At 60.8% G+C, this 24,446-nt stretch carries 24 protein-coding genes and 1 pseudogene; 14 read left to right on the top strand and 11 right to left on the bottom strand.

The features are described 5' to 3' along the window. Nucleotides 1–198: 198 nt before the first annotated feature. The 3 genes from A7X77_RS27430 to A7X77_RS27420 all read right to left on the bottom strand — a co-directional run bounded on the left by A7X77_RS27430 (nucleotide 199) and on the right by A7X77_RS27420 (nucleotide 3,430). Nucleotides 199–1,599, bottom strand: a complete 1,401-nt coding sequence (locus tag A7X77_RS27430; RefSeq protein WP_064685991.1) for a sensor histidine kinase — start codon at nucleotides 1,597–1,599, stop codon at nucleotides 199–201. Beyond that, a complete protein-coding gene (locus A7X77_RS27425) occupies nucleotides 1,589–2,257 on the bottom strand; it encodes a response regulator (protein WP_064685990.1) in 669 nt (222 codons plus the stop codon). The genes A7X77_RS27430 and A7X77_RS27425 overlap by 11 nt, the downstream gene beginning before the upstream one ends. Before the next feature lie 123 nt (nucleotides 2,258–2,380). Next, the gene (locus A7X77_RS27420; RefSeq protein WP_064685989.1) at nucleotides 2,381–3,430 is read right to left on the bottom strand and encodes a LacI family DNA-binding transcriptional regulator; all 1,050 of its coding nucleotides are present in this window, start codon (nucleotides 3,428–3,430) and stop codon (nucleotides 2,381–2,383) included. 205 nt (nucleotides 3,431–3,635) lie between these two features. Between A7X77_RS27420 and A7X77_RS27415 the strand changes: the two genes are divergently transcribed. The 4 genes from A7X77_RS27415 to A7X77_RS27400 are packed head-to-tail and all read left to right on the top strand — an operon-like array spanning nucleotide 3,636 to nucleotide 6,571. Continuing rightward, nucleotides 3,636–4,439: a transporter substrate-binding domain-containing protein gene (locus A7X77_RS27415; RefSeq protein WP_064685988.1), complete on the top strand. Its 804-nt coding sequence runs from the start codon at nucleotides 3,636–3,638 to the stop codon at nucleotides 4,437–4,439. A 59-nt stretch (nucleotides 4,440–4,498) separates the two neighbouring features. Further along, on the top strand, nucleotides 4,499–5,203 hold the full coding sequence (locus A7X77_RS27410) for an amino acid ABC transporter permease (RefSeq protein ID WP_064685997.1): 705 nt from the start codon (nucleotides 4,499–4,501) through the stop codon (nucleotides 5,201–5,203). Then, nucleotides 5,200–5,859: an amino acid ABC transporter permease gene (locus tag A7X77_RS27405; RefSeq protein WP_064685987.1), complete on the top strand. Its 660-nt coding sequence runs from the start codon at nucleotides 5,200–5,202 to the stop codon at nucleotides 5,857–5,859. The genes A7X77_RS27410 and A7X77_RS27405 overlap by 4 nt, the downstream gene beginning before the upstream one ends. Next, nucleotides 5,840–6,571 carry an amino acid ABC transporter ATP-binding protein gene (locus A7X77_RS27400; protein WP_064685986.1) on the top strand — a complete coding sequence of 244 codons (732 nt, stop codon included), beginning with the start codon at nucleotides 5,840–5,842 and terminating at the stop codon, nucleotides 6,569–6,571. The genes A7X77_RS27405 and A7X77_RS27400 overlap by 20 nt, the downstream gene beginning before the upstream one ends. Nucleotides 6,572–6,655: 84 nt before the next feature. Here A7X77_RS27400 and A7X77_RS27395 read toward each other — a convergent pair whose 3' ends face one another. Next, nucleotides 6,656–7,495: a hypothetical protein gene (locus A7X77_RS27395; RefSeq protein ID WP_064685985.1), complete on the bottom strand. Its 840-nt coding sequence runs from the start codon at nucleotides 7,493–7,495 to the stop codon at nucleotides 6,656–6,658. A 34-nt stretch (nucleotides 7,496–7,529) separates the two neighbouring features. Next, complete coding sequence (locus tag A7X77_RS27390) at nucleotides 7,530–9,323, bottom strand: heparinase II/III domain-containing protein (protein ID WP_064685984.1); 1,794 nt, start codon at nucleotides 9,321–9,323, stop codon at nucleotides 7,530–7,532. 246 nt (nucleotides 9,324–9,569) lie between these two features. Here A7X77_RS27390 and A7X77_RS27385 point away from each other — a divergent pair, with 246 nt between their 5' ends. The 9 genes and pseudogenes from A7X77_RS27385 (at nucleotide 9,570) to A7X77_RS34455 (ending at nucleotide 18,471) form a co-directional block, all read left to right on the top strand. Then, nucleotides 9,570–10,526: a carbohydrate ABC transporter permease gene (locus A7X77_RS27385; protein WP_064685983.1), complete on the top strand. Its 957-nt coding sequence runs from the start codon at nucleotides 9,570–9,572 to the stop codon at nucleotides 10,524–10,526. Then, the gene (locus tag A7X77_RS27380) at nucleotides 10,523–11,359 is read left to right on the top strand and encodes a carbohydrate ABC transporter permease (protein ID WP_064685982.1); all 837 of its coding nucleotides are present in this window, start codon (nucleotides 10,523–10,525) and stop codon (nucleotides 11,357–11,359) included. The genes A7X77_RS27385 and A7X77_RS27380 overlap by 4 nt, the downstream gene beginning before the upstream one ends. A gap of 4 nt (nucleotides 11,360–11,363) precedes the next feature. Then, nucleotides 11,364–12,536, top strand: a complete 1,173-nt coding sequence (locus A7X77_RS27375) for a glycoside hydrolase family 88 protein (protein WP_064685981.1) — start codon at nucleotides 11,364–11,366, stop codon at nucleotides 12,534–12,536. Between the two features lie 15 nt (nucleotides 12,537–12,551). Then, nucleotides 12,552–13,661, top strand: a complete 1,110-nt coding sequence (locus tag A7X77_RS27370) for an ABC transporter ATP-binding protein (RefSeq protein ID WP_064685980.1) — start codon at nucleotides 12,552–12,554, stop codon at nucleotides 13,659–13,661. A 20-nt stretch (nucleotides 13,662–13,681) separates the two neighbouring features. Then, nucleotides 13,682–14,395 (top strand): YesL family protein, encoded by a 714-nt coding sequence (locus A7X77_RS27365; protein ID WP_064685979.1) that lies wholly within the window; start codon nucleotides 13,682–13,684, stop codon nucleotides 14,393–14,395. Between the two features lie 40 nt (nucleotides 14,396–14,435). Next, a complete protein-coding gene (locus A7X77_RS27360) occupies nucleotides 14,436–15,710 on the top strand; it encodes an ABC transporter substrate-binding protein (RefSeq protein WP_064685978.1) in 1,275 nt (424 codons plus the stop codon). Nucleotides 15,711–15,785: 75 nt separating this feature from the next. After that, nucleotides 15,786–17,636, top strand: a complete 1,851-nt coding sequence (locus tag A7X77_RS27355; protein ID WP_064685996.1) for a DUF2264 domain-containing protein — start codon at nucleotides 15,786–15,788, stop codon at nucleotides 17,634–17,636. A 170-nt stretch (nucleotides 17,637–17,806) separates the two neighbouring features. After that, nucleotides 17,807–18,049, top strand: a complete 243-nt coding sequence (locus A7X77_RS27350) for a type II toxin-antitoxin system Phd/YefM family antitoxin (RefSeq protein ID WP_064685977.1) — start codon at nucleotides 17,807–17,809, stop codon at nucleotides 18,047–18,049. Continuing rightward, nucleotides 18,049–18,471: pseudogene (locus A7X77_RS34455) on the top strand (type II toxin-antitoxin system VapC family toxin). The gene A7X77_RS27350 and the pseudogene A7X77_RS34455 overlap by 1 nt, the downstream one beginning before the upstream one ends. Here the strand turns inward: A7X77_RS34455 and A7X77_RS27340 are convergent. Both A7X77_RS27340 and A7X77_RS27335 read right to left on the bottom strand, forming a co-directional pair. Then, nucleotides 18,468–18,977, bottom strand: coding sequence for an HIT family protein (locus A7X77_RS27340; RefSeq protein ID WP_064685994.1), 510 nt, complete (start codon nucleotides 18,975–18,977; stop codon nucleotides 18,468–18,470). The pseudogene A7X77_RS34455 and the gene A7X77_RS27340 overlap by 4 nt on opposite strands. A gap of 46 nt (nucleotides 18,978–19,023) precedes the next feature. Continuing rightward, a complete protein-coding gene (locus A7X77_RS27335) occupies nucleotides 19,024–21,399 on the bottom strand; it encodes a PAS-domain containing protein (RefSeq protein ID WP_432431353.1) in 2,376 nt (791 codons plus the stop codon). A gap of 246 nt (nucleotides 21,400–21,645) precedes the next feature. Here A7X77_RS27335 and A7X77_RS27330 point away from each other — a divergent pair, with 246 nt between their 5' ends. After that, a complete protein-coding gene (locus A7X77_RS27330) occupies nucleotides 21,646–22,749 on the top strand; it encodes a flavodoxin family protein (RefSeq protein WP_064685976.1) in 1,104 nt (367 codons plus the stop codon). Between the two features lie 54 nt (nucleotides 22,750–22,803). Here A7X77_RS27330 and A7X77_RS27325 read toward each other — a convergent pair whose 3' ends face one another. The 4 genes from A7X77_RS27325 to A7X77_RS27310 all read right to left on the bottom strand — a co-directional run bounded on the left by A7X77_RS27325 (nucleotide 22,804) and on the right by A7X77_RS27310 (nucleotide 24,343). Continuing rightward, a complete protein-coding gene (locus A7X77_RS27325; RefSeq protein WP_064685975.1) occupies nucleotides 22,804–23,223 on the bottom strand; it encodes an HD domain-containing protein in 420 nt (139 codons plus the stop codon). A 5-nt stretch (nucleotides 23,224–23,228) separates the two neighbouring features. Beyond that, nucleotides 23,229–23,555 (bottom strand): DUF2934 domain-containing protein, encoded by a 327-nt coding sequence (locus A7X77_RS27320; protein WP_064685974.1) that lies wholly within the window; start codon nucleotides 23,553–23,555, stop codon nucleotides 23,229–23,231. Between the two features lie 57 nt (nucleotides 23,556–23,612). Then, complete coding sequence (locus A7X77_RS27315; protein WP_064685973.1) at nucleotides 23,613–23,969, bottom strand: hypothetical protein; 357 nt, start codon at nucleotides 23,967–23,969, stop codon at nucleotides 23,613–23,615. A gap of 83 nt (nucleotides 23,970–24,052) precedes the next feature. Continuing rightward, nucleotides 24,053–24,343 carry a hypothetical protein gene (locus tag A7X77_RS27310; RefSeq protein ID WP_064685972.1) on the bottom strand — a complete coding sequence of 97 codons (291 nt, stop codon included), beginning with the start codon at nucleotides 24,341–24,343 and terminating at the stop codon, nucleotides 24,053–24,055. Nucleotides 24,344–24,446 lie beyond the last annotated feature (103 nt).

Here is a 24,446-nt window from a genome sequence, read left to right as displayed (position 1 = left end):
CGGTGTTGCTCCTCTTTCGTGTCCGGGATTGTCGCCAAACATCCGAATACGAGTAGAATCAACACCGTGCGCCATGTCCACCAAATTTAAACCGGACAGCAGTGGCACAAGGCCGAGGATGACGCCGGATAGAGAGCGAGGGGCTCCATCAGCTCGTTCCGGGCGCCAGATCCAGCGCTTTATGGAGGCACTTCGCGTCTAAGCAGGCGGCAGCCGCACAGTCACCACCAGACCGCCGCCCTCAGCATCGCCGAGCGACACCGAACCGCCGGCCCCTTCGACGACCTCGCGGACAATCGCAAGCCCGAGGCCACTCCCCTCGCTTTGAGTCCCCATGATCCGGTAGAAGCGTTCGAAGACCTGTTCGCGCTCGCCTTGGGGAATGCCCGGCCCGCTGTCCTCGACGATCACGACGGCGCTTCCGTCCGCCTGCCCGACCGAGACGGTCACCCGTCCATCCCGATCGCTGTAGCGGATGGCGTTGTCGATGAGGTTGACCAGCATTTCGCGCAGCATCGTGCCGTCGCCCTCGACGATGACGGGGCGGTCCGCTTCCAGCCCGACGTCGATATTGCGCTTTAACGCCTCTTCGGCGTGCGCTTCCAATATTTCGCGGGCGGCCTTGCTGAGATCCGTCACGTCGTTGCGCTGGCGCCGGCTCCCAGGCTCGGCCCGCGACAGGGTGAGAAGCTGGCCGGCGAGGCGGGAAATCTGCCCGGTGCTGGTGCGAAGCGCGGCGAGCGCCTCGTCGCGGCGAACCGCATCGTCTTCTCGGGCCGCCACGCTGGCCTGCGTCGAAATCAGCGCGAGCGGCGTTCTGAGCTGATGCGCCGCATTCGATACGAACCGCCGCTGCGCGGCCATCTGGCTCTGCACCCGCTCCATATGGTCGTTCAGCGCATCGACGAGCGGGCGCAGTTCGCTCTGCACCATCTCGGGCGCCAGCGGATCGAGACGATTTCGGCCGCGCTGGCGCACTGCATCCCGCAGTCTCAGGGCCGGCGCCAGGCCGCGTTGAAGGCCGAGGATGGTGACAAGGCTTGCGACGAAGACGAGCACGAATTGCTTGGAAAAATCCGAAAGCCACAGCTGCCGCCGCATCGCAAACTGGCTGTTATGCGTCACCGCGACGGTCACCGAGATCGTGCCGTCCTCGGGAAGCCCGACGACGGGATGGTCGAGCATCAGGACGCGGACGTCCGCGCCGTGGAAGGCGCGATCCTCGCCGACGCGCTGGGCTCTTGGCAGCGGCAGGTCGGGAAAGCCGCTCACCAGATTGCCCCACACGGTGATGACTTGGTAAAAGACGCGGTCGCCGAACCCCGTATCGAACATCTCGAGTGCGGCAGGCGGCACATCGACCTGAACATTGCCGCCCTCATCGACGCGCACCGCCTCAGCGATCACCCGGGCAGAGGCCAGAAGCGTGCGATCCGTCACCAGTTTTGCCGTGGCGTCCGCCGTCCAGAAGCTGTCGTAAAGGTTGAAGCCGATCGCGCCGAACAGCGTCAGCAGCACGAGGGACAGCAATTGCACCCTGAGGCTCTGGCTGAGCCGGCCAAGGGCGGCGCCGCCCTTGCTGAAGACGCTACTGAACATGTCTGAGGAGATAGCCGAGGCCGCGCAATGTCGCGATCTGCACGGAGCTGACCTCGAGCTTCTTACGAAGCCGGTGGACATAGATTTCGATGGCGCTCGGATCCGCTTCGTCGTCAAAACCGAAGACGCTTTCGGAAAGCGCGGCCTTCGAGACTGTATTGCCCACCTTCATGACCAGTTGCTCGAGAACGGCATATTCGCGCGGCGTCAATTGCAGCAGCTCGCCTTCGACGAAGAACTGCCTTGTCCCGCCGGAAAAGCGCAGGTTTCCGACCGTGATCTCCGATGATGCCCGGTCCTGCCCGCGGCGCACCACCGCGCGGATCCTGGCTTCGAGTTCGGCGATTTCGAAGGGCTTGGCGAGATAATCGTCGGCGCCGCTGTCGAGCCCCGCCACCCGGCCGTCCAGGCTCGCATTGGCAGTCAGGATGATGATCGGGAGCTTGTTGCCTGATTGTCTCAGCCGCTTCAAAAGCGTCAATCCATCAAGCTTCGGCAGCGAAAGGTCGAGGATCATCGCCGAATATTCCGCCACCTTGAGCAGATGCTCCGCGTCCTCCCCGTCATAGGCAATGTCGATCGTATATTGCGCCTGCCGCAGGGCTTTGCCCAGCCAGGCCGCCAGATCCTTGTTGTCCTCCACCACAAGCAGTCGCATGCGATCTCCTTAGCACGTGCGGATGGGAATGCGGAAGCGACCCGTTGCCACCGCTGACGAACACCCAAATTCAAAGCGGATCAGGAGAGGCTCACATCCAAGCCGCCAAACGGCAATGGGTGCCTATATGGCGAGGGTCGTATTGCCCTGTACCATTTCCAGCCGGGCTTGCCAAAAATCCGGCATGGGCTCTGCCTTGGTCATCCGCAACAGCGCCTGTGCGGCCTTCTCTCCGATTTCCGTGCGGGGCACATCGATTGTGGTGAGCCGCGTTCGGACCGCATTGGCGAGCGAAGTGCCGTTGAAGCCGACCACGGAAATCCGCTCCGGCACCGGAAGCCCTGCTTGGTGCAGATAGGAAAGCCCGCCCAGCGCCATAGCGTCGTTGAGGAAATGGATGCCATCGATTTCAGGATGCATCCGCATGAGTTGCTCCGTCAGGAAGCGTCCGGTAACTGCTTGCCGCGGCTTGTCCTCGCAGGTCACGCTGACGAGGTCGATGTCGGCGGCGACAAGCGATGATTTCAACGCGATATGACGCCGGCGGGCGTTGAGGTCCTTGTCGAGTTCGGCGCCCACATAGGCAATGCGCCTCAGGCCGCGATCGAAGAAATGTTTGGCAACCAGGCGCCCCGCCTCCTCATGCGATGGACCGGCACTGAAATCCAGCGCATTCCTGTCGCAATCCCAAAGCTGGATTGCCGGGCAATTCCGTCGCGCCAGAAGCGCTTCCGCATCAGCACTCCTGGCCATGCCGCCGTTCAGCAAGAGCCCGGCTGGCTGGAACGACAGCATTGCCCGGATCAGGTCCGCTTCGACGGTGGGATCAAATTGCGACTCTCCGATGAATGTCTGGAACCCGCTTGGCCTGAGCATGGCGTTGACCCCGCTGAGGACTTCCGCATAAACGATGTCGCTGATCGAGGGGATGATGACCGCCACGATCCGGCTTCTGCGGGAACTCAATGTACCGGCGAGGCTGTTGGGCAGGTATCCAAGCTCTTGCGCCGCCTGCCTCACCCTCTGCCGTGTTTCCTCCGAAATGTTGCCTACCTCCCGCAACACCTTCGAGACAGTCATTTTGCTCACCCCCGCCTTGGCGGCCACTTCGGCTAGTGTGACGGTCTTGGGGCGCTCTGAAGCCACGATTTTCTCCCGCTCTTGGATGCTCATGAATTCGCTTGACGCAGCATTATGTTATCGATAACTTTACGCAAGGTTAGCGATAACCTTAAAGCTGGCAGCACGCTATCTCAAGCCGTCCGATCGGCGCGATGGAGGCTCTTATGCTGGCGTTGGGAGGTCCGGCACACGGGGTTCGCAAGGAGAAGCGAGCGGAAAGCGTGACCGTTTGAAATCATCCAGAGGAGGAAGATCAATGAAGTTTTCAAATAGCATCCGAACCGCACTCGCCGCGATAAGCATCGTCGCGGCCGGCTTGGCGTCTGCTGTCGAGGCGAATGCCGTCACGCTGAACGATATCATCTCGCGCGGCACCGTCCGTATCGGCGTGCTGACCGGCGCGCCGCCCATGGGAATGGTCGATGAAAAGGGTAACCCCACCGGCTACGATGTCGATGTCGCGAACCTGATCGGGGGCTATTTATCGCTGCCGGTCGAGCTTGTGCCGTTAACGCCGCCGGCCCGCATTCCTGCCTTGCAGACCGGTAAGGTCGATTTCCTCGTCGCCACCCTGGCGCCGACGGGAGAGCGTGCCAAGACGGTGATGTTTACCCAGCCCTACAGCGCCTTCAACATGGACATTATCTCCGGTCCGGACCAGAAATTTGCCAAGCTTGCCGATCTCGAAGGCAAGCGCGTCGCAGCCAACCGGGGTTCGTCGCAGGAAACGGCGCTCCGCAAGGCTGCGATTCCAGGTCTGGAAATCGTCGTTTACGAAGATGATTCCACAAGCGCGCAGGCGCTGATCGCCGGCCAGGTTGATGCCGTCGCGCTGCCCTCGACGGTTGGCGATGCGATAATCAAGCAGCGCCCGGATGCCGGCTTGCAAGTCGGCTTCACTTTCTTCCAGCAGGGAAACTCGATGGCCACCAAGCTGGACGATTTCGAACTGCGTCAATGGCTTAACACCGCTATCTATCTGATGAAGATCTCAGGCGATCTCGACAAGATTGCGACCAAGTGGACCGGTCGGCCGATGCCGACGCTGCCGACGTTCTGACCGCAGTTCTGATCCGCCGGCCACTTCTCCGGCGGATTTCCCATAACCACGGAGTCTTCATGTCCTACACATTTCAGTTCGGCGTGCTGGCCCAATACCAGGAGCAGATCTTCCGCGGTATCTGGCTGACGATCAAACTGTCGGTGCTGTCGATCATTCTCGGCTGCGCTGCCGGCATCGCGCTTGCCTCGGTACGCTCCATCTGGGGCGGTGTGGTCCGCCTTCTGGTCGATGCCTATGTCGAGATCATCCGCAATACGCCCTTCCTGGTCCAGCTGTTCATCGTTTATTTCGGCCTGCCGGGCCTCGGCCTGCGCGTCGGCGCCGATACGGCCGCGCTGATCGGGATGACAATCAACCTTGCCGCCTATTCAACGGAGATCATTCGGGCCGGCATCGAGGCAATCCACAGGTCGCAGATCGAGGCCGGCGAGGCCTTGGGGCTCACGCGGTTCCAAATCTATCGCCATGTCATCATCGTGCCGGCGATCGCCAAAGTCTATCCGGCGCTGTGCAGCCAATTCGTGCTGATGATGCTGGCCTCCAGTATTTGCTCAGCCATATCGACCCAGGAACTCGCCGCCTCGGCTGCCTTCATCGAATCGCAGACCTATCGGTCCTTCGAAATCTATATCGCCGTCACGCTGATCTACCTTGGCTTGGCGCTGGCACTGCGTGCCGCTCTTGCCCTGATTGGCATGCGGCTTTTCGGTCGCCGTGTCGGCCGGCAAGCGATGACGGCACTCCCGGAGGTGCAGGCATGACCCTCACCACCTTTGGTCCCGATCAGTTCGGCTTTCTTCTTCTATCGCTGCAATGGACGCTTCTGCTGACGGTTATCGCGCTGATCGGCGGCGGTCTGCTGGGCTTTACCGTTGCGCTGGCCCGTACGGCACAGCCGAAACCCGTGCGAATTGCGGCAGCCACCTATATCCAGATCATCCAGGGCATTCCGGTGCTGATGATACTGTTCCTGTCTTACTACGGTCTAAGCCTCGCCGGCTTGGAACTGCCGCCCCTCTTCGCCGCAGGAGCGTCTATGACGATCTACGCCTCCGGCTATCTTGCGGAAATCTGGCGAGGCTGCATCCAGGCAGTTCCGAAGCAGCAATGGGAGGCTTCGGAGTCCCTCGCCATGACCAGATTGCAGCAATACCGCTATGTGGTCCTGCCGCAAGCGATGCGCATCTCCTTGCCGCCGACAGTCGGTTTTGCCGTCCAAGTGGTGAAGAACACCTCGATCGCCTCGATCATCGGCTTCGTCGAGCTTGCCCGGGCGGGGCAGCTCATCAACAACGCGACGTTCCAGCCATTCCGCGTCTTCCTCGTGGTCGCCGGGCTTTATTTCGTCGTCTGTTACCCATTGTCCCAGCTCTCGCGCTTGCTGGAAAGGAGGCTTCATGCCGGAAGTAGTCGTTGAAAACGTCCATAAGAGCTTTGGTTCTCTCGAAGTCCTCAAGGGAGTATCTCTGACGGTGGGCCGCGGGGAAGTCTTTGCGCTGATCGGTCGATCGGGCTCGGGCAAGAGCACGCTTCTGCGTTGCATGAACGGCCTGGAAAAGATCAATTCCGGCCGCATCGAAATTGCCGGCCATACACTTGGACAAGACGCAAAGGCGCTTCGCCAGCTCCGCACCGATGTCGGCATCGTCTTCCAGAGCTACAATCTCTTTCCACATTTGACGGTGGGCGAGAACATCATGCTGGCGCCGAGAATCGTCAAGGACGTTGCAAAGGTGAAGGCCCGCGAGGTTGCCTACGAGGTACTTAAGCTCGTCGGCTTGTCGGAAAAGTTCGACTCCTACCCGGACCAGCTTTCAGGCGGCCAGCAGCAACGCGTCGCCATCGCCCGCTCGCTTGCGATGCGGCCGAAGGTCATGCTCTTCGACGAGGTGACATCAGCGCTCGATCCAGAACTCACCGAAGAAGTGCTCACGGTGATGGAACAGCTCGCCCGCGATGGTATGACCATGATCCTCGTGACCCATGAAATGGCTTTTGCCCGGCGTGTCGCTACGCAGACGATCTTCATGCACAAGGGAAAAATCTGGGAACAGGGACCGTCTGCAATGCTCTTCGGCGATCCACAGACGCCGGAACTCCGGCAGTTCGTGAAATCCGACGTCAAATAACGGATTTTGCGCCTTGTCGTGGGTGTTGATCCCGACCCGAGACAGTCGCAGCGATGATCTGGCTCAGATGAATTTCGATTCGTTTTAGGCGTGCTTGTCAGCTGCGGTAATGGCGGCGAGGTTGCGATCTCCGGCGCCCGGGGCCTCGGTTCCCCAGATTTCGATCTGCGTCAGCGCCGGAAAGGGCGAGACATCCTCGGCCTTAATCAGGCCATGCAGCTCGATCCATTCGACGACGCAGGCCTCAATCGCAAAGCCCTGCGCGGCGCCCGATTTGACCAGCGGGAAGGTAAAAGTTTCGCCGCTCGAGAAGGTGACGCTCGCCTCTTCCCACCAGGAATCATGCGGAAAATCGGCACGGAGGTAGAAGACGATCTCGTCGATCCGGACGGGCCTACCGAACTCCACCGTCAGCGCGGCTTCGGGGTCGCGATTGATGCCCCAACTCGTATAGGGCCAGAATCCGTGATTATCGTTGGCCTTTTCCCCGTCGATCGCGTTGCGCGCGGCGAAGACCGCTTCGCCGCGGGTCTCGACATTGGCCCGCGCATGCGGGAAGAGCGCCCGATTGGCGTGGTCGTCCCAGGGGTTCAAAGCGAGATTGCGCCGCTGGGCGAGTTCGTCGGGCCGCGCCTTTCTCGCCGAAAGCCGGTGGATGTCCCCCTTGAAGGCATTTGGCGAATAGGACTTGCGCTTATCGCCGAAAGGCACGGCGAGCGAGTAAGCGCTTTCCTTGATGTAGACAAAACCGGGGTGGATCGCGCTGTCCAAGGCGAGAAAGAGATGCCCGGGTTCGGAAGCTTCGACGACGACGCAGTCGCCCTCGCGATAATCCTGGCGATAGACGAGAAAGGTCTCGTCCCGCCCGGTGGTGCTTGCCCGCACGAACCCATCGGCATCCACGATCTTCAGCGTCAATTCCATGCTCGACCTCCGGAGGACATCATGCTCTAACTCTCTAATTTATCTGCAACATCAGGCGCTTGTCGGCGAGCGGCACACGCAGCCGGTAGAGCCTCTCGGGCCAGGCCGATCTCAGCCTGATGTCATTGACCTCGATCTCATCGACTTCGATTTCGCCGGCGCCCTCGACAAAAATGCTGCCGAGATCGGCGAGATCTATTCTGTCGGAGATGATGGTCGGCGCGAGGCACGTCATCAGCGACAGCACAGCCGGCCGGTCGCCGTCATGGGTATCGACGATCTCGACATGGCGCCCCCGCAGCAGGGAGACCGTGCGGCGATAGCTGCGCAGTTGCGCTTCCTCGGGATAGGCGCCTGCAATATCGAGGGATATGCGCGCGCACTCCTCGCCGAATTCGACCTCGACATCCCTGGCAGCGTAGGCTTCGCCAGCGGACTGCATGATGCCGGAGAAAGTCGGCAGGTTGTGATAGGCCGACTGCATCGTCCAGATCTCGTAGCGCCGCTGCGAGAAGGTCTTGGCGGTATAGGTCTCGACGCCGACGTCGATCAGGAATGGGCGTCCGTTCTTGTAGAGCGTCATGCTGCCGACATCGTTGTGATTGTGGCCCTCGCCATTGTTGCCGCCCTTGACGGCAAGCGAAAACTGCCCGTCGCGGGCGACGAACAAGCCGATGCCGGGATAGAAGATATCCCGCGCGGACACAGGATTCGCCTCGACCTTCGGAATTGCCGGCCCGGTCAGCAGCTCCTGCACGCGATACCAGAGGTTCCATTCCCCCGGCAGGTGCGGGCTCTCGGCTGCCGCCCGGTCGGTTGCGGCGAAGGCCGCGAGCATTTCGGAGCCGACCGCCTTGCCGAACAGATATTCGCGCGCGCTGCAGGGTTCGACCACGGCGGAGGAATCCGCGAAGTTGAAATAATGGCGGCCGGCCACATGCATCTGGGCGATATAGTCGGCCATGTTGCGGATCTTCGGCTGCCGCCAGATCCCCTCGAACAGGCCGGGCGCAACGCGATTGATCACGGTCAGCGCGCCATGCAGGCAAAGTGCGGCATGGCGGTAATAGACTACGCCCTCCTCGCAGGCGCCGTCCTCGGCATAATCCTTCAGGAAGGCATCGAGGCTGCCGAGCGCCTTTTCGATGACGGCGCGGCGCGTCGGCTGATCGGTCGTCAGCGAGAAGGTGGCCAGCAGGACGTTCTGGGTGATCCAGGCGGTCCAGTTGTTCATCCGCTCGTCGCCGTCACCCATCCACCAGAAATGCCGGCCGCGATAGGGCGTCAGGATACGGGCCTCGATCTCGCGTTTCACACGCGCGGCAATCTCCGGGCTGATGCCGTCTAACGCATCGCCGAACAATGCAACGATCGTTGCCAGAAGGGCTGCCGTTTCGGCCGCGAAGAGATCGACGACCGGCTGCGAAGTATCGGGCAGCGGCAGACGAGGACCGCCGCGCCCATAGGCATTATGCGCCGGAAGCTGCCAACCGCTTTCCTCCGCGATCAGGAAAACGCCGTCGACGATTCGGGGCAGGAATCGCCCGTTCCCATCGACGAGTTCACCCAGCACCAGATCGTTGAGCATCCGCCGCCGCGTGAAATAAAGCTCCTCGAAGCGCGAGCGATTGCCGGTCGCCGTGTAATCCCGGTAATCCGAGGCCTTGATTAAAGGCCATGCGCCCGCAAGCGCGGCCTCGGCGTCGCGGACGACCACGTCCTGCACGGCCTGCGGCACCGCTTTCCAACTCTCGCGATCGGAGTAGACGGCTCCCGGCGTGAAATCGCCGAGGATGTCCGGCAAAGCGCCTGAAATCTCGCTGAACATGTCCCTCCCCGCACCGGAAAAGCATCGACGGGCCCCTGGCCTTCAGTCCCACCTATCATATGTTTTTGGCGCCCGCCATAAAATTTGTATGATCTATTCAGAACTTGTTTGACCAATACCGGAGATGTGCTATGTCCTTGGCAGGAGGAAGAACAGGCGGCGCCCATCCGCCCGAACGGCTCTGGATTTAGATTAGGGAAACCCAGAAGCCGCCAGCTGCAGAATGCCGACCAGGAGGAAGCATCGGTGTCCATATCGAATTCGGTGATCGCGACGGATGGCGCCCCGGCAACGCCACGCCGAAAGGTTGCGGCTCTATCCAAGCGCCAGCGCAAGATCCGCAGCGCGATGGTCGCCTATTCCTTCATCGCGCCGAATTTCATCGGTTTTGCCGTCTTCACGCTCGGCCCGATCCTCTTCGCCTTCGCCCTCGCCTTCATGCATTGGGACGGCTCGAATGCGATTACATTCGCCGGGCTGGATAATTTCTGGCGGCTATTCGACGACAAGGCCTTCGTCGCCGCCTTCTGGAACACGATCATCTATACGGTCGCCTCGGTGCCGGCGACGCTGCTCTGTGCGCTCGGCCTCGCCGTCCTCCTCAACCAGAAGATCGCGGGACGGAATTTCTTCCGCACGGCGATGTTCTTTCCTTATGTCGCCTCGCTGGTCGCGGTCGCCGTCGTCTGGAACATGATCTTCAATCCCGAGATGGGACCGGTGAACATGATCCTCTACACGCTCGGCCTCGACCCGAAGAATATGCCGGGATGGGCGGCCGACCGCCACTGGGCGATGGTGACGGTGATCCTCTTCGGCATCTGGAAGAACATGGGCTATTACATGGTCATCTACCTGGCCGGCCTGCAGGGCATCAATTCCGAACTCTATGAGGCCGCCGATCTCGACGGCGCCAATTCCTGGCAGAAATTCATCCATGTCACCGTGCCGCAGCTCGGGCCGACCACTTTCTTCGTCACCGTCATGCTGACGATCCAGTCCTTCAAGGTGTTCGACCAGATCTTCATGATCACCCAGGGCGGCCCCGGCACTTCGACGCTCGTCCTTGTCTACCACATCTATAACGAGGCCTTCATTTCCTGGGATCTCGGCTATTCCAGCATGATTTCGCTGGTGCTGTTCTTCCTCGTACTCGCGGTCACGATCTTCCAGTTCCGTCGCCAGAGGGAGGACGAGGCATGAGGATCGCCGGGCGCAAGATCACCGTCAAAACGGTCCTCCTCTATGTCATCGTCATCACGGTGACGGTTGTCATGCTAATGCCCTTTGCCTGGATGCTCTCGGCATCGCTGAAGCTCAGCCGCGACGTTTTCGCCTTCCCGATCGAATGGATACCGTCGCAGCCGCAATGGCAGAACTACGTCGACATCTGGACGAAGATCCCGCTTGCCCTTTTCATCTACAACACCTCGAAGCTGACGATCATCGTCACGCTGCTGCAGCTACTCACCTCCAGCTTTGCCGCCTACGCCTTCGCCAAGCTGAATTTCCCTTATAAGAACACGCTGTTCCTCGGCTATATCGCCACCATCGCCATGCCCTGGCAGGTTTATATGGTGCCGCAATTCCTGCTGATGCGCGAGTTCGGCCTCAACAACACGCATCTGGCACTGATCTGCCTGCAGGCCTTCACTGCCTTCGGCGTTTTCCTGATGCGGCAGTTCTACATGTCGATCCCGACCGAGCTTTGCGAGGCTGCCCGCATCGACGGCATGAACGAATATCAGATCTGGGCGCGCATCATGCTGCCGCTCTCCAAACCCGCACTCTCGACACTGACGATTTTCACCTTCGTCAGCACCTGGAACGATTTCCTCGGCCCGATGATCTATCTCACCAAGACCGAGCTGAAGACCGTCCAGATCGGCCTGCGCATGTTCATCTCGCAATATTCGGCCGAATACGGGCTGATCATGGCAGCCTCCGTCGTCGCCCTCGTGCCCGTTCTCATCGTCTTCCTCGCTCTGCAGCGCTTCTTTGTCGAGGGCATCGCCTCGACGGGACTGAAGGGTTAAAGCCATGAATGCCGTTTCAACAGTCGCCCCGCAGCCGATCACCGATAAGGAAGTGAACGCCGCGCTCGATCTTGCCGTCGAGCAGGTCAGGCGCAACCTTCCTCGGTTTACTTACGCTGCGCAGAACCATTCGAGCGTCAACAACTTCTATCCCGCCGTTGCCAACAACCAATGGACGGCCGGCTTCTGGCCGGGAGAAATATGGCTCGCCTTCGAACATAGCGGCGATCCCATTTTCCGGCATGCCGCGCAGATCCAGGTCCAGTCCTTCCTGCATCGGATCGTCAACCGCATCGAGACCGATCATCATGATATGGGCTTTCTCTATTCGCCCTCCTGCATCGCCGCCTGGAAGCTCGTCGGGGACGAGGACGGCCGCAAAGCCGCGATCCTGGCCGCCGACCAGCTGATCGAGCGCTTCCAGCCGATCGGTCAGTTCATCCAGGCCTGGGGTCGCAAGGGCAAGGCGGAAGAATACCGCTACATCATCGACTGCCTGTTGAACCTGCCGCTCCTTTACTGGGCAAGCAGCGAGACAGGCGACCCGAAATACCGCGAGATCGCGCTCACCCACGCTCGCACGACGTTGGCCCATTCGGTGCGTCCGGACGATTCCACCTATCACACTTTCTACATGGACCCGGTCACCGGCGCGCCGGTGCGCGGCGCCACCAAGCAGGGCTACCGGGACGACAGCGCCTGGGCGCGCGGGCAGGCCTGGGGCATCGCGGGCATGGCGATCTCCTATCGCTATGAGCGGATCGAGGAATATCGCCAGACCTTCGACCGGCTGCTCGCCTTCTATCTCAACCGGCTGCCGGCCGACATGGTGCCCTATTGGGATCTCGTCTTTTCCGATGACGACGGCGAGCCGCGCGACAGCTCGTCCGCCTCGATCACCGCCTGCGGCCTGCTTGAGATGGCCGATCTCGTCGATGCCGATACAGCCGAGCGCTACCGCATGCTGGCGCGGCGAATGGTGAAGAGCCTTGCCGATCACTATGCGGTCAGGGATCCCACCGTTTCCAACGGCCTGGTGCTGCACGCCACCTATTCGAAGAAATCGCCGTTCAACACCTGCCGCGGCGAGGGCGTCGATGAGTGCGTCTCCTGGGGAGATTATTATTACATGGAAGCTTTGACGCGCCTTTCGCGCCGCTGGTCTTCCTATTGGTGAGGTCAGGAGAACCCGATGGCCAGCATTTCGCTTAAAGAGCTGAACAAATCCTACGGCGCGCTCACCGTCGTCCACGATATCGATCTTGAGATCGCCGATAAGGAATTCATCATCCTGGTCGGCCCCTCCGGCTGCGGCAAATCCACGACGCTCAGGATGATCGCCGGGCTTGAGGAGATTTCCGGCGGCGAACTCCGGATCGGCGGCGACGTCATGAACGACGTCCCCTCCAAGGACCGCGACATCGCCATGGTCTTCCAGAACTATGCGCTCTACCCGCATATGACCGTCTACAAGAACATGGCCTTCGGCCTGCAACTGCGCAAAGTCTCGCGCGATTTCATCGATAAGCAGGTGCAGGATGCCGCCAAGATCCTCGACATCACCCATCTCCTGAACCGCAAGCCGAAAGCGCTTTCGGGCGGGCAGCGCCAGCGCGTCGCGCTCGGCCGCGCCATGGTGCGCAACCCGGCCGTCTTCCTGCTCGACGAGCCGCTTTCCAATCTCGACGCCAAGCTGCGCGGCACAATGCGCTCAGAAATCACCAAGCTGCACAAGCGCCTCAACGCCACCTTCATCTACGTCACCCACGACCAGGTGGAAGCCATGACGATGGCCGATCGCATCGTCGTCATGAAAGACGGCCATATCCAGCAGGTCGACACGCCGCAGAACCTCTACGACCGTCCCGTCAACATGTTCGTCGCCGGCTTCATCGGCGCGCCGCAGATGAACATGCTGCCCTCGACCATCCTGCGCCGGGGCGATGGCTACGTCGCGGTCTTCGACGGCCGGGAACTGCCGCTGCCCGCCCATTTCGACAAGAGCAGGATCGCACCCTATGAGGGCCGCGAACTGGTGCTCGGCATCCGCCCGGAGAATTTCCACGAACTGCCGCCGGCCGATATTCCGCCTGAGAATCTGGCGTCCCTCAAGGCGGTGGTGGAGCTTGCCGAGCCCATGGGCTCGGAAGTGCACCTGAACATGGTGGCAGGCGGGCGCAATCTCATCGCCCGCGTCTCGCCGCGCTTCCGGCCTGGCATCGGCGAAGAGGCGACACTGGTCGCCGACATGAGCAATGCGCAGCTGTTCGACAAGGAAACGGAACGCTCGATTCTTTACTGAGGCGCCTGCGGGAGACGGCCATGCAGTGGTTGCGGGACATGTGGACGAAGGAGGGGCCGGGCATTCCGAAGGATGCGCCTGCAAAGACCGGCCTTGCGCTCTTCGCCGACATCCTCGCCCGCGAATGGTGGGAGATGGTCAAGCTGAACATCCTGTTCCTGCTGGCCTCGCTCCTTGTGGTGACGTTGCCGGCAGCGCTCGTCGCCATGGCCCGCGTCTCGGTCGCCTTCGTCGAAGACCGCAACACTTATCTGCTGAGGGACTTCACGGAAGCATTCCGGCGATATTTCCTGCGCGCCACCGCCTGGGGCCTCGCCTTGGCGGGCGTGCTTGCAATCGGCGTCCACGCGATCGTCACCTATGCCGCCGGCGCGCGTGATAATCTGATGCTGGCTGCACCGCTCGCGATCGCCCTCGTCGCGACCGCTTTCCTCGCCGTCACCGCCTGCCACCTCATCGCGCTGATGGTGATGCGCGATCTACCGGCTCTGCGGCTGCTGCGCCTCGCCGCGCTCGCCTCCGTCGTCCGTCCGCTTCCGGCGCTTGCCGCACTCGCCTTCAACGCCGCGCTGTGGCTCGCGCATATCCTCTTCTATCCGGTTTCCGTCTTCATGCCGGCGACCTTCAATTTTTCACTCGGAATGTTCGCCGTCGCATTCGGCGTCCATCGGACGGCGGTGATGGTTCTGGACTTGCCCCCGCACCGTAAACCGCATGCACCAAACGCTTCATGAAACAACTGATCCAGAGACGATCCAGGGAAGGAGAACAGGAATGTATATGGATAAATTCGGGAGGACGATGAAACTCGCCGTGGCGGGTTTCACCTTGGCCGCAACGACGGCAGGCGCTGCACTTGCCGAGGACGCGGTGACGCTCAAATGGGCGTTGTGGGACTGGGACAAGACAGCCTATTACAAGCCGCTGATCGAAGCCTACCAGGCCAAACACCCCAACGTGAAGTTCGAGCCGATGGACCTCGGCTCGCAGGACTATCAGCAGATGATCTCGACGCAGTTGACCGGCGGTTCGAAAGACATCGACATCGTCACCGTCAAGGACGTGCCGGGCTACACCAACCTGGTCCGCGCCGGCAACATCGCCGATCTCAGCGGCTTCGTGAAAGATCAGAAGATCGATCCCGCGCCCTATGGCGGCCTGATCGAAGAACTGACCATCGACGGCAAGATCTATTCGATACCGTTCCGGTCCGACTTCTGGGTCGTCTATTACAACAAGGACATTTTCGATAAGGCCGGCGTGCCCTATCCCACGAATGACATGACCTGGGCACAGTTCGACGAAACTGCCGAAAAGCTTGCCGGCGGCATGGGCACCAACAAGACCTATGGCGCGCTGCTGCATACCTGGCGCTCCACCGTCCAGCTGCCCGGCATTCTCGACGGACAACACACGCTGGTCGATGGCGATTACGCTTTCCTCAAGCCTTGGTACGAAAGAGCGCTGACCCTGCAGAAAGACGGCGCCATCCCCTCCTATGCCTTCCTGAAGACGTCGAACACGCATTATTCGGCGCTCTTCTTCAACGGCACGATCGGCATGCTGCCGATGGGAACCTGGTTCGTCGGCACCCAGATCGCCAAGGTGAAATCGGGTGAATCGAAGAGCAAGAACTGGGGCATCGTGAAGTTCCCGCATCCGGACGGCGTTGCCGCCGGCACGACGGCGGCGCAGATTTCGGGCCTGGCGGTCAACGCCAATTCCACTCACAAGGAAGCTGCGCTCGACTTCATCAAGTTCGTCACCGGCCCCGAGGGCGCGGCCGTCATCGCGTCGACTGGCACCTTCCCCGCGCTCAAGACCGCTGACGTCAGCGCCAAGATCGCGGCGACACCGGGTTTCCCTGAGGATGCGGCCAGCAAGGAGGCGCTGATACCCTCGAAGGCCTATCTGGAAATGGCGGTCAACCCGAACGCCGCCAAGATCGAGGTGGTGCTCAACCGTGCGCATGACTCGATCATGACCGACAACACTTCCGTCGACGATGGGTTGAAGGAAATGACCGAAGGCGTGAAGGCCATCAAGTAAGGCTTATGAAATATCAGCGGCCGCGGACCGGTGCATGGCCCGCGGCCGATCCTGTTTTTAAGTATCGAGCTGACGATGATATATGATCCCGCCAGGGCCAACCCGCTTTTCGGCAATCCTTTGAAGACTCGCGACGACATCGCAAAGGCTGTCAACGATCTCTTCGCGCCGCTCCTGCCCTATTTTTCCGAAGGCGGCGCCCGCGTGCGTCTCGGTGCAGCCGGCGCGATTTTCGATCGGGCGGCGGCGGACCTGGAGGGGTTTGCCCGGCCGCTCTGGGGGATCGTCCCCCTTGCCGCCGGCGGCGGGCATTTTCCGCATTGGGATCTTTATCGGCGCGGTCTCTCAAACGGGACCAATCCCGCTCATCCCGAATATTGGGGCGATCTCGCCGACCGCAACCAGCGGCTGGTCGAGCTCGCAGCCGTCGGCTTCGCGCTGGCGCTCGTTCCCGAACACATCTGGGAACCGCTCGACGACAGTCAGAAGAAGACGGTCGCCACCTATCTTCTTGCGGCGCGCGAACTGGTATTCATCGACAACAACTGGAAATTCTTCCGCGTCCTGATCGATCTCGGCCTGGAGCGCGTCGGCGTGGCGTTCGACCACGGCAAAACCGTCGCCTATCTCGACGAGCTGGAAGCCTTCGAACTCGGCGACGGCTGGTATCGTGACGGGCCGGTGCGGCGGGTCGACCACTACATACCCTTCGCCATGCATTTCTACGGCCTGATCTATACCGTGCTGGCGCGCGGCGACGACGCGCGAAAAGACCGGTTCCGCGATCGCGCCCGGGCCTTTGCCGGGGATATCCGCCACTGGTTCGGCCCCGATGGCGCAGCCCTCGCCTTCGGCCGCAGCCAGGCCTATCGCTTCGCGGCGGGCGGCTTCTGGGGCGCCCTCGCCTTTGCCGGCGTCGAGGCGCTGCCCTGGGCTGAGATCAAGGGCTATTACATGCGCCATATCCGCTGGTGGTCGGCGATGCCCATTGCCGATCGCGACGGCGTGCTCTCGGTCGGCTACGGCTATCCGAACCTCTTGATGAGCGAGAGCTATAATTCGCCCGGCTCGCCCTATTGGGCGCTGAAATTCTTCCTGCCGCTCGCCCTTCCCCAGGATGATCCGTTCTGGACCGCCGAAGAAGCACCGCAGCCGGAATTCCCCGCGCCGGTGGCATTGGAGCAGGCCGGCATGATCGCCATGCACACGCCGGGAAACGTGGTCGTGCTCTCCTCCGGCCAGCAGCACGACAAAATGCGCGGTGCAAACGAGAAATATTCGAAATTCGCCTACTCCACCCGCTATGGCTTCAACATCGAGGCCGATGACCGCCATTTCGCCGCCGCAAGCTTCGACGGTATGCTCGGCCTCTCCGACGACGGCGTTCATTTCCGCATGCGCGAAATCATGGAAGAGGCGCTGATCGCAGGCGACCGGCTCTATTCCCGCTGGCGCCCCTGGAACGACGTCGCCATCGAAACCTGGCTGCTTCCCGCCAACCCCTGGCACATTCGCATTCACCGTATCGCGACGCCGCGTGCGCTGAGCACCATCGAGGGCGGCTTTGCGATCGAGCGCGCCGATTTCAACGCCGACCGATCCGAGCAGGCGGAAGGCCGTGCCGTCTGGTACGGCCAGACCGATATCAGCGCCATCGTCGACCTCTCGCCTCATCCGAGAACCGGCCACACGATGAGCCCGATCCCCAACACCAACCTCATCCACGCCAAGACCCTGCTGCCGCAGCTGCGCGGCGATATCGGCCCGGGAACGACCGTGCTTGCGACCGCGGCAATGGCTTTGCCTGTTCAGGAGAATTGGGCGCAGGCGCTGGATAACCCGCCGGTCTGCCCGGACCTTGATGAGTTGGAGCGGTACTTTCGTGAGAAGGGCGTTCGGGTGCCGGCATTCGCTTTGCAGCTGTAGCTTCAAAGCCTTTCTCCGCCCTCCCGCAGTCCGGTGTTGAGGCCGCCGCGCGGCAAGTTGGTTTGCGGTTGACCAAGTTGCAATTTGGAGCCTATCATCGCTCAAGATATCGGCAGACCGCCGTGCGCGGCGCCTGCTCGATGATAGATGCAACAGCAAGGGAAGCCGTCATGGCGGTCAAGGTTAAAGTCGCGGAAGCAAAGACCCATCTGTCAGAACTGCTCGCCAAGGTCGAGGCCGGCGAAGAGGTTATCATCTCCCGCGGCAACAAGCCGATTGCTCGGCTTTCGCGCATTCGCCGCGAAAGCGATATCACTGCACTGATCGCCGAGATCAAAGCTCAACGTGCCAGCCGTCAATTCACGACGCAGGAGGAAATCCGCGAGTGGCGTGACGAAGGCCGACGTTACTGATGACCTTTGTCCTTGACGCCTCAATCGCCGCAGCGTGGTTTCTCCCTGATGAGCAGCACGATGCGGCCGACCGGCTTATGTCCGATCTCAACACGAGGGTTGGATTAGTACCGACCTTATTCTGGTTCGAAACCCGTAACCTGTTTCTTATGGCCGAGCGACGTGGACGGCTTCGATCCGGCGAAGCGGTGCTACTGATGACATAATTGCGGGGCTTGTCCTTGGAGGATGCCGGATCAGGCGGCGATGGCTTGATACTCGATCTGGCGAACCGCTATGCACTCACGGCATATGATGCGACTTATGTTGCCCTGGCGAAAACCGAGAGCCTGCCTCTGGCCACCGCTGATCGAAAGATGGTGGACGCCGCGCGCCGCGAAGGCATCACCATCCTCGGGCCACTTGAGCACCGTGAAGTCTAACAACGATCCGCTATCTCCGAATGATATGCTGCAGTGACCCGCCGTGCCATCTCTGCCATCTCGTCGTCAGGTATCTGCAGAATGCCGTGCTCTGCCATCAATGCGTGATATTGCTGTTCCTCAAGGGGCATGCCTGAAGGCAAGGGAACGACATGGAAATGTACGTGGCTATTGGCCTGCTGGCTGCCGAGCGAAAGCACATAAATTCGCTCGGCATCAAAGGTGCTTTTCAAGGCACGAGATAGAAGGTGCACCTTCTCCTGCAGCCGAAGATATTCATCCGTCGATATATCCTGCGCCAAATCCTCAAGGTGCTCCTTCGGACAGACAAGACAATATCCCGGTAGCGTCGGATATTTACTCAGGAAGATGATCGTCTCATCGTCTTCAAAAATGCGATGGTGAAAGAAAGCGGGGTCATTCCTGGCCAAGCCGCAGATAAAACATGGCCTTGCTGCAATGTCCTGCACATAAGCTTTGAGATCAAACGGCTGGCGGTCGCTCATTGTGAGCCTCTGACGTCGCGAGTGAAAGGAAGCCGTTGCCCCTCGCCTAGCGGGCAGCAGCAACGCGCGGTTCATCCGACATCTCGGCGCCGGTCGGAAGCCGCAGCGTGAAGGTCGTGCCGCTTCCACGGCTGCTCGTCACCTCGATCGTTCCGCCATGAAGCTCGACGATCAGTTTGACGAGATTGAGGCCGATGCCGGTGCCGGCAATGCCTGTGGAGCTTCTGGCGCGGAAGTAACGCTGGAACATCTTCGGGAGGTCGTCGGCATCGATGCCGATGCCTTCGTCGCGCACGGTGATGCAGACACTTTCCCCTTCCTGCCATCCCGTCACATGGACGTTTGGAGAATCCGGCGCGTATTTGACGGCATTCGAGAACAGGTTGCTGAAGACCTGATCGAGCGCGGGGCGATCGCCATAAATGGTCTGAGGAATCCGGTCGAGTTCGAGCAGAAAGCGATGGGACCGCCGAATGCTTTCCTGACGCGCGCTGCAGGTTTCGATGATTTCAGCAATTGAGCACGGCTTGGGCACGATGGTGATCCGGCCATGATCCAACCGCCCGGCAGCAAGAATGCTTTCCATCAGTTCGAGCATACGGGACACCGAGCTGCGGATCTGGTCGGCCTTTTCGGCCAGGAATTCCGGCGTCGCCGCCTCCTTGCGGCGAATAAGCCGCTGCGCCGCGCCGTCGATCACCGCCAGCGGGGTGCGGAACTCATGCGACGCCATCGAGACGAACTGGCGCTGCAACTCGTTGATCTGCTTTTCCTGTTCGAGCATGCGTTCGAGTTCTTCCGTCTGCCGCGCCAATTCGACAGTGCGGGAGCGCACCATCTCCTCAAGCGTATCGCGGTGCTGCAGCAATGCCTTTTCGGCACGCTTGGCCTCGGTGACGTCGACGACGGCCATCAGCGATGCCGCCTTGCCCTTGTAGTTCAAGCAGGTGGAATAGACGGTGACTTCAATGGCGCCGCCATCTCCCCTGAGGTGGCGCGAGGAGCAGGTCGTGGCGGCTGGATCCTCGGCGTCGAAGACGGCAGACGTGACCCGTGCGGCGTCCCGCGGCGCCTGGATGTCACGCAGCGTCATCGTCAGGAACTGCTCCAGACGATAGCCATAATGATCGATGGCGGCCTGGTTGACATGGAGGAACTTCAAGGTATCGCGGTCATACACCCACATCGGCATCGGGTTGCCTTCGAACAGCAGCCTGAACGACGCCTCCTGCATCTTGAGATCGGTGATGTCGACTCGGATGCCGACGCTGCCCCCTTCGGAGATCCGGCGTTCCTCGATCCGGATCCACCGGTTTCCGGGCAGACGCTGCTCGTGTTTGCTGGTGGGCTCGGCATGATGGGCCAGCCGCTCCTCAAGCCATTCCTCTTCGCGCCCGACCGCCTCCGGATACTGGCCGCGTTCGAGGCCCGCACGCAGGCGGTCTTTGAAGCGCATCCCTTTGACAAGCATATCGCCGCTTTCGGCGTAAAGCTGTTCGTATCGTCGGTTCCACAGGACGAAGCGGTCTTCTGCGTCGAACAGGACGAGGCCTTCCGGGACGACTTCGAAAGCTGCCAGAAGCCGGGCATGCGCCGCCCGCGCCTCCTGCTCGGCGCGTTCTGCCTGGACGTGCGCCTCTGCAAGGGCTTTTTCCGCGAACCAGGCCTGTGTGATATCCTCATGGGTCGATACCCAGCCGCCCCCCGGCGTCCGCTGATGATAGCCGCGGATGATCCGGCCGGATTTAAGTTCCTTGATCCAATCCTGGGGCACGTCGCCCATATTGGTCGCTTCGGCCCAGGCGAGATAGTCCGACGTCGAAGTGGCGGGAACAGCACCGACCTCATGTCTCAGATTCAGGATGTCTTCCAGGGACTGCCCCGGATGGATGACGGCGGGATCGAGTCCGTAAACCTCAGCATAATGATTGTTTGAAAGGAGCAGCCGGCCGCCCTCGTCAAACAGGCACACACCCTGTCCCATGCTGGCAAGCGCGGTGTCGAGTTGCTCGTTGCGCCGCTGCAGTCGCGCCTGCGCCGCGCCGAGGTCGATATGTCGCTTGATGCGAGCGACGAGTTCGGCGGCGGACACGCGGTTGGAGACACAATCCACCGCACCGGCGGCAAACCCCGCAATCTTGCTTTGCTCGTCCTGCGGCGAGACCAGGATAATCACAGGGATATCACGCGTTGCGGCGTTTTCCCTGAGACGCCGGCAGTCTTCGAGACCGCGTCCCTCCGACGAGAGGGCGTCGAGCAGGATAAGGTTCGGTAACGGCCGCTTGGCGACGCATTCGTGAAATTCATCTCGATCGAGGTGAACGCTGAGCACGATATCGTGTTGATCAAGGCAATCGCCAAGTCCGGGCAGGCCCGTCAACGCACCACCCATTGCAGAGATCATGTGCAGCGCGTCGGACAAGACTACTCCCCCGTTCGTCCAAGTGGCCGCGACTATAAGTCGTATGAGTTAATAAGCGACTTACCGCTGGTCGGCATGGCATCGCGGCCTGTTTCATGGTCAGGAAATGGTTAGCGGCTGGCGGCTACTCTTGAAATTCCGGAGGAATTGCGCTCGACGCTCCGCTTGCATCGGCCCATCGATGGCATGACGGGGAACACAGTATCTGCCGGTGCGTTCAGCAAAGCACCGGCCTCAGGAGTTCCCATGCCAGCCAATGTTGCCACTTCAGCCTCTGATCTCGAACCGCGCAAAGGCAGTCCCAGCCCGCGGCTCGACGAGCATGAATTCAAGCGGCGCTTTCTCAATCAATTTCACGATCCGGCCTACGGCAAATTGCAGGACGAGCTTGCGCGACTCGCTTCGGCAGCCTGGGAAGCCTACGCAAATTCGCGAAAAAGCCCGAAGACCCGCAAGGCCGGACCCGGCTTTGCTGATCCCGATTATGATCTGGCTGAAGAGTGGCTGGCGGCCCGCGACGCCATCCGTGACGCGGAAAAGCGGCATGACGATCCGAACGGCCCTACCCGTCTCCTTCTCGTCAACGGCTCGACGCGCAGCGAACACACCTGCCCGGGGGAGATTTCGAAGAGCTACCGCATGGTCGATATCGCCAGGGAGGTGCTGGAGCAGCAGCCCCATGTGAAGATCGAGATCCTCGACTTGAGCCGGCTCGCCTCGGAATACGGCCGGCAGATCCATCCGTGCAAAGCCTGCTTCTCCACTGCGGCGGCTCTCTGTCATTGGCCCTGTTCCTGTTATCCCAACTATTCGCTCGGACAGATCCATGACTGGATGAACGAGATCTACCCGATGTGGGTCGAGGCGCACGGCATCATGATCGTCACGCCGGTGCACTGGTATCAGGCGCCGTCATCGCTGAAGCTGATGATCGACCGGCTTGTCTGTGCCGACGGCGGCAACCCGGATCCGACAAGCACGCACGGAAAACATGCCGACCAGGCAAAACAGCTGGAGATGAACGGATGGCCCTATCCGCGGCATCTGGAAGGCCGTCTGTTTTCCGTCATCGTTCACGGTGATACGGAAGGTTCGGAGAGTGTCCGGAGGAACCTCTCGGACTGGCTGAGATCGATGGATCTTATACCAGCCGGCCCGCTTGCGGAAATCGACCGCTATATTGGTTACTGGGAACCCTACGCGACAAACCATGCGGCATACGAGAAAGACCAGGCGATGCAGGAGGAAATCCGCAATGCGGCTCGAACGTTATACGAAGCCGCTGCCGCCAGGCGCCAAGGCCGCCAGATCGCTGCCGGCGCCGGCTTGCGGCAGCCGCGTCAGAAATAGCGACACGAACGCCTCTTGCCGGCCAGACCTTCGCTGGGCTACCGGAGGAGAACATTATTGTCCGTTCTCAATATCGCGTAGCAGATCCAGACCGCTTTGATATTTTTGCTTGTCTTTGCCGGCCTGTTCGGCTTGGCGCAGATTGTCTTCGAGGTCGGCCCGCTTGACAGGCAAAGCGAGCGGGTTTGCTGCCGCACGTCTGACGAACTCCTCGTCCGGCTCGTCAGGCCGCCGGGTCAATGCATCCACCGCAGAGATGATCGCCGACGGGAAGCCTTCCTCTTTCAACCTGTCGAGCGTCCAGCCATTGCCTTTTTCGGCGACGTCGTGAAGGTAGGCGACGGTTCGAGCCTCGTCGCCGGGCACGAGAAGCGCGACCCGCTGACAGTGCTCGAAGAAAGGCCGGCCGGTTTTGTCCGTCTGGCCGTCATGTGCCTCCATAGCGATCTGCATGGCGTGGTCGAGATGCTGCATGACGATTACGGTCCTTCGGTCTCTCTGATCTTTTGCCGGGAAGGCTTCTCCCCCGTGGTTATCTCGATATCGGGCGGTGTCGCCCCGGCACTTTGACCAAATCCGGGGCGTGGCCGATCGAGATCGCCGCTTTCCCCGGCGCCTTGAAGCAGCGCCGCGTCGTCCCTGTCGTCTTGATCGAGCAGGTCCTGCAGCGTCTCATCCTCGTCCTCACCAGCCAGCTCGTCGCAGGCTTGCATCCAGTGACGCAGATCCGCCCCTTCAGGGCGGCCTTCGGCCTCCCAGATTTCGTAGGCCCGCCGGCGTATCTGTTCGTGTTTGTCTGTGGCCATGATCTTCTCCAGTTCGACCAGACCTCGCAGTTTGGTTTCGCCTCGAGCGGCCGTGTTTCAAGGCGTGTTGATGGTGGGGAGAAAATCCTCCACCTGCTTGCGCTCAGCCTTCGAAAGCGTCTCCACCCGCTCCTGCCAGAAGCGTTCGGCCGCCGGCGGATCCTCCTCCCATTGGCGGACAGTGGTGATATTGTCGTCGATCTTGGACCGGCGGCGCCCACCGAGGCTCAGATACTCTTTCGCGAGTTTCAGGCTTGGCGTTTCGGTGCCGCTGTCGCGATCCGATGTTGAACTCGCGTTGCGCCGGGCTGCGTCCGATGCTCTCTGGCGATCGACCTCGGCCCGTTGCGTGTCGAAGGAACGCGCGTCGTCTGTTCCGCTTTCGGGTGGTGTGTTGGTTTTCGAAGTCGTCATGGATCACCTTTCGATGCTGTGATCCATTAACCTTCTCCAGCTGTGAGAGTTCCGCACGCTGGCGATTGATTTGAGCGCGGCAATCAGTGAACGGCCATGCTTACCATGCGATAGGGGTGCACGGCCTCGAATTGCGAGATCATTGCTGTCGCCTGGAGCAATACGCGCTCGGCATTCTCAGGATCGTCCCGGGCGAGTTCGTCGGCGTTGATGCGGATCGCTTCGGCCATGTTGTTCGACAGTACAGCAAAGTGCATATTGCCCTCGACGAGAGCCTCGCGCGCCGTATCCTCCAGCGTTCGAGCAATGTCGACGAAGATTTCCTCGCGTTCCTCGATAGTGAGGTCTTTGATTATATTGGTCTTCTCTTCCATGTCACTCACTCCTAAAAGACGTGGGACGGTGATCGAGCTCATCGAGCCTCGATCGCCTGAGAGCTAGGAACGCCGAAATCCGGATTCAAGCCGGAATACAGTT

The organism is Rhizobium bangladeshense (genome assembly GCF_001662075.1).
In the GTDB taxonomy this organism is placed as follows: Bacteria; Pseudomonadota; Alphaproteobacteria; order Rhizobiales; family Rhizobiaceae; genus Rhizobium; species Rhizobium bangladeshense_B.
Note: the sequence above shows the minus strand (reverse complement) of the source record. Positions and strands in the feature narration are given on the sequence as shown.

Coding starts and splice junctions, on each gene's coding strand:
- A7X77_RS27430 (WP_064685991.1), bottom strand. CDS start 1,599: ATGTTCAGTAGCGTCTTCAGCAAGGGCGGCGCCGCCCTTGGCCGGCTC.
- A7X77_RS27425 (WP_064685990.1), bottom strand. CDS start 2,257: ATGCGACTGCTTGTGGTGGAGGACAACAAGGATCTGGCGGCCTGGCTG.
- A7X77_RS27420 (WP_064685989.1), bottom strand. CDS start 3,430: ATGAGCATCCAAGAGCGGGAGAAAATCGTGGCTTCAGAGCGCCCCAAG.
- A7X77_RS27415 (WP_064685988.1), top strand. CDS start 3,636: ATGAAGTTTTCAAATAGCATCCGAACCGCACTCGCCGCGATAAGCATC.
- A7X77_RS27410 (WP_064685997.1), top strand. CDS start 4,499: ATGTCCTACACATTTCAGTTCGGCGTGCTGGCCCAATACCAGGAGCAG.
- A7X77_RS27405 (WP_064685987.1), top strand. CDS start 5,200: ATGACCCTCACCACCTTTGGTCCCGATCAGTTCGGCTTTCTTCTTCTA.
- A7X77_RS27400 (WP_064685986.1), top strand. CDS start 5,840: ATGCCGGAAGTAGTCGTTGAAAACGTCCATAAGAGCTTTGGTTCTCTC.
- A7X77_RS27395 (WP_064685985.1), bottom strand. CDS start 7,495: ATGGAATTGACGCTGAAGATCGTGGATGCCGATGGGTTCGTGCGGGCA.
- A7X77_RS27390 (WP_064685984.1), bottom strand. CDS start 9,323: ATGTTCAGCGAGATTTCAGGCGCTTTGCCGGACATCCTCGGCGATTTC.
- A7X77_RS27380 (WP_064685982.1), top strand. CDS start 10,523: ATGAGGATCGCCGGGCGCAAGATCACCGTCAAAACGGTCCTCCTCTAT.
- A7X77_RS27375 (WP_064685981.1), top strand. CDS start 11,364: ATGAATGCCGTTTCAACAGTCGCCCCGCAGCCGATCACCGATAAGGAA.
- A7X77_RS27370 (WP_064685980.1), top strand. CDS start 12,552: ATGGCCAGCATTTCGCTTAAAGAGCTGAACAAATCCTACGGCGCGCTC.
- A7X77_RS27365 (WP_064685979.1), top strand. CDS start 13,682: ATGCAGTGGTTGCGGGACATGTGGACGAAGGAGGGGCCGGGCATTCCG.
- A7X77_RS27360 (WP_064685978.1), top strand. CDS start 14,436: ATGTATATGGATAAATTCGGGAGGACGATGAAACTCGCCGTGGCGGGT.
- A7X77_RS27355 (WP_064685996.1), top strand. CDS start 15,786: ATGATATATGATCCCGCCAGGGCCAACCCGCTTTTCGGCAATCCTTTG.
- A7X77_RS27350 (WP_064685977.1), top strand. CDS start 17,807: ATGGCGGTCAAGGTTAAAGTCGCGGAAGCAAAGACCCATCTGTCAGAA.
- A7X77_RS27340 (WP_064685994.1), bottom strand. CDS start 18,977: ATGAGCGACCGCCAGCCGTTTGATCTCAAAGCTTATGTGCAGGACATT.
- A7X77_RS27330 (WP_064685976.1), top strand. CDS start 21,646: ATGCCAGCCAATGTTGCCACTTCAGCCTCTGATCTCGAACCGCGCAAA.
- A7X77_RS27325 (WP_064685975.1), bottom strand. CDS start 23,223: ATGCAGCATCTCGACCACGCCATGCAGATCGCTATGGAGGCACATGAC.
- A7X77_RS27320 (WP_064685974.1), bottom strand. CDS start 23,555: ATGGCCACAGACAAACACGAACAGATACGCCGGCGGGCCTACGAAATC.
- A7X77_RS27315 (WP_064685973.1), bottom strand. CDS start 23,969: ATGACGACTTCGAAAACCAACACACCACCCGAAAGCGGAACAGACGAC.
- A7X77_RS27310 (WP_064685972.1), bottom strand. CDS start 24,343: ATGGAAGAGAAGACCAATATAATCAAAGACCTCACTATCGAGGAACGC.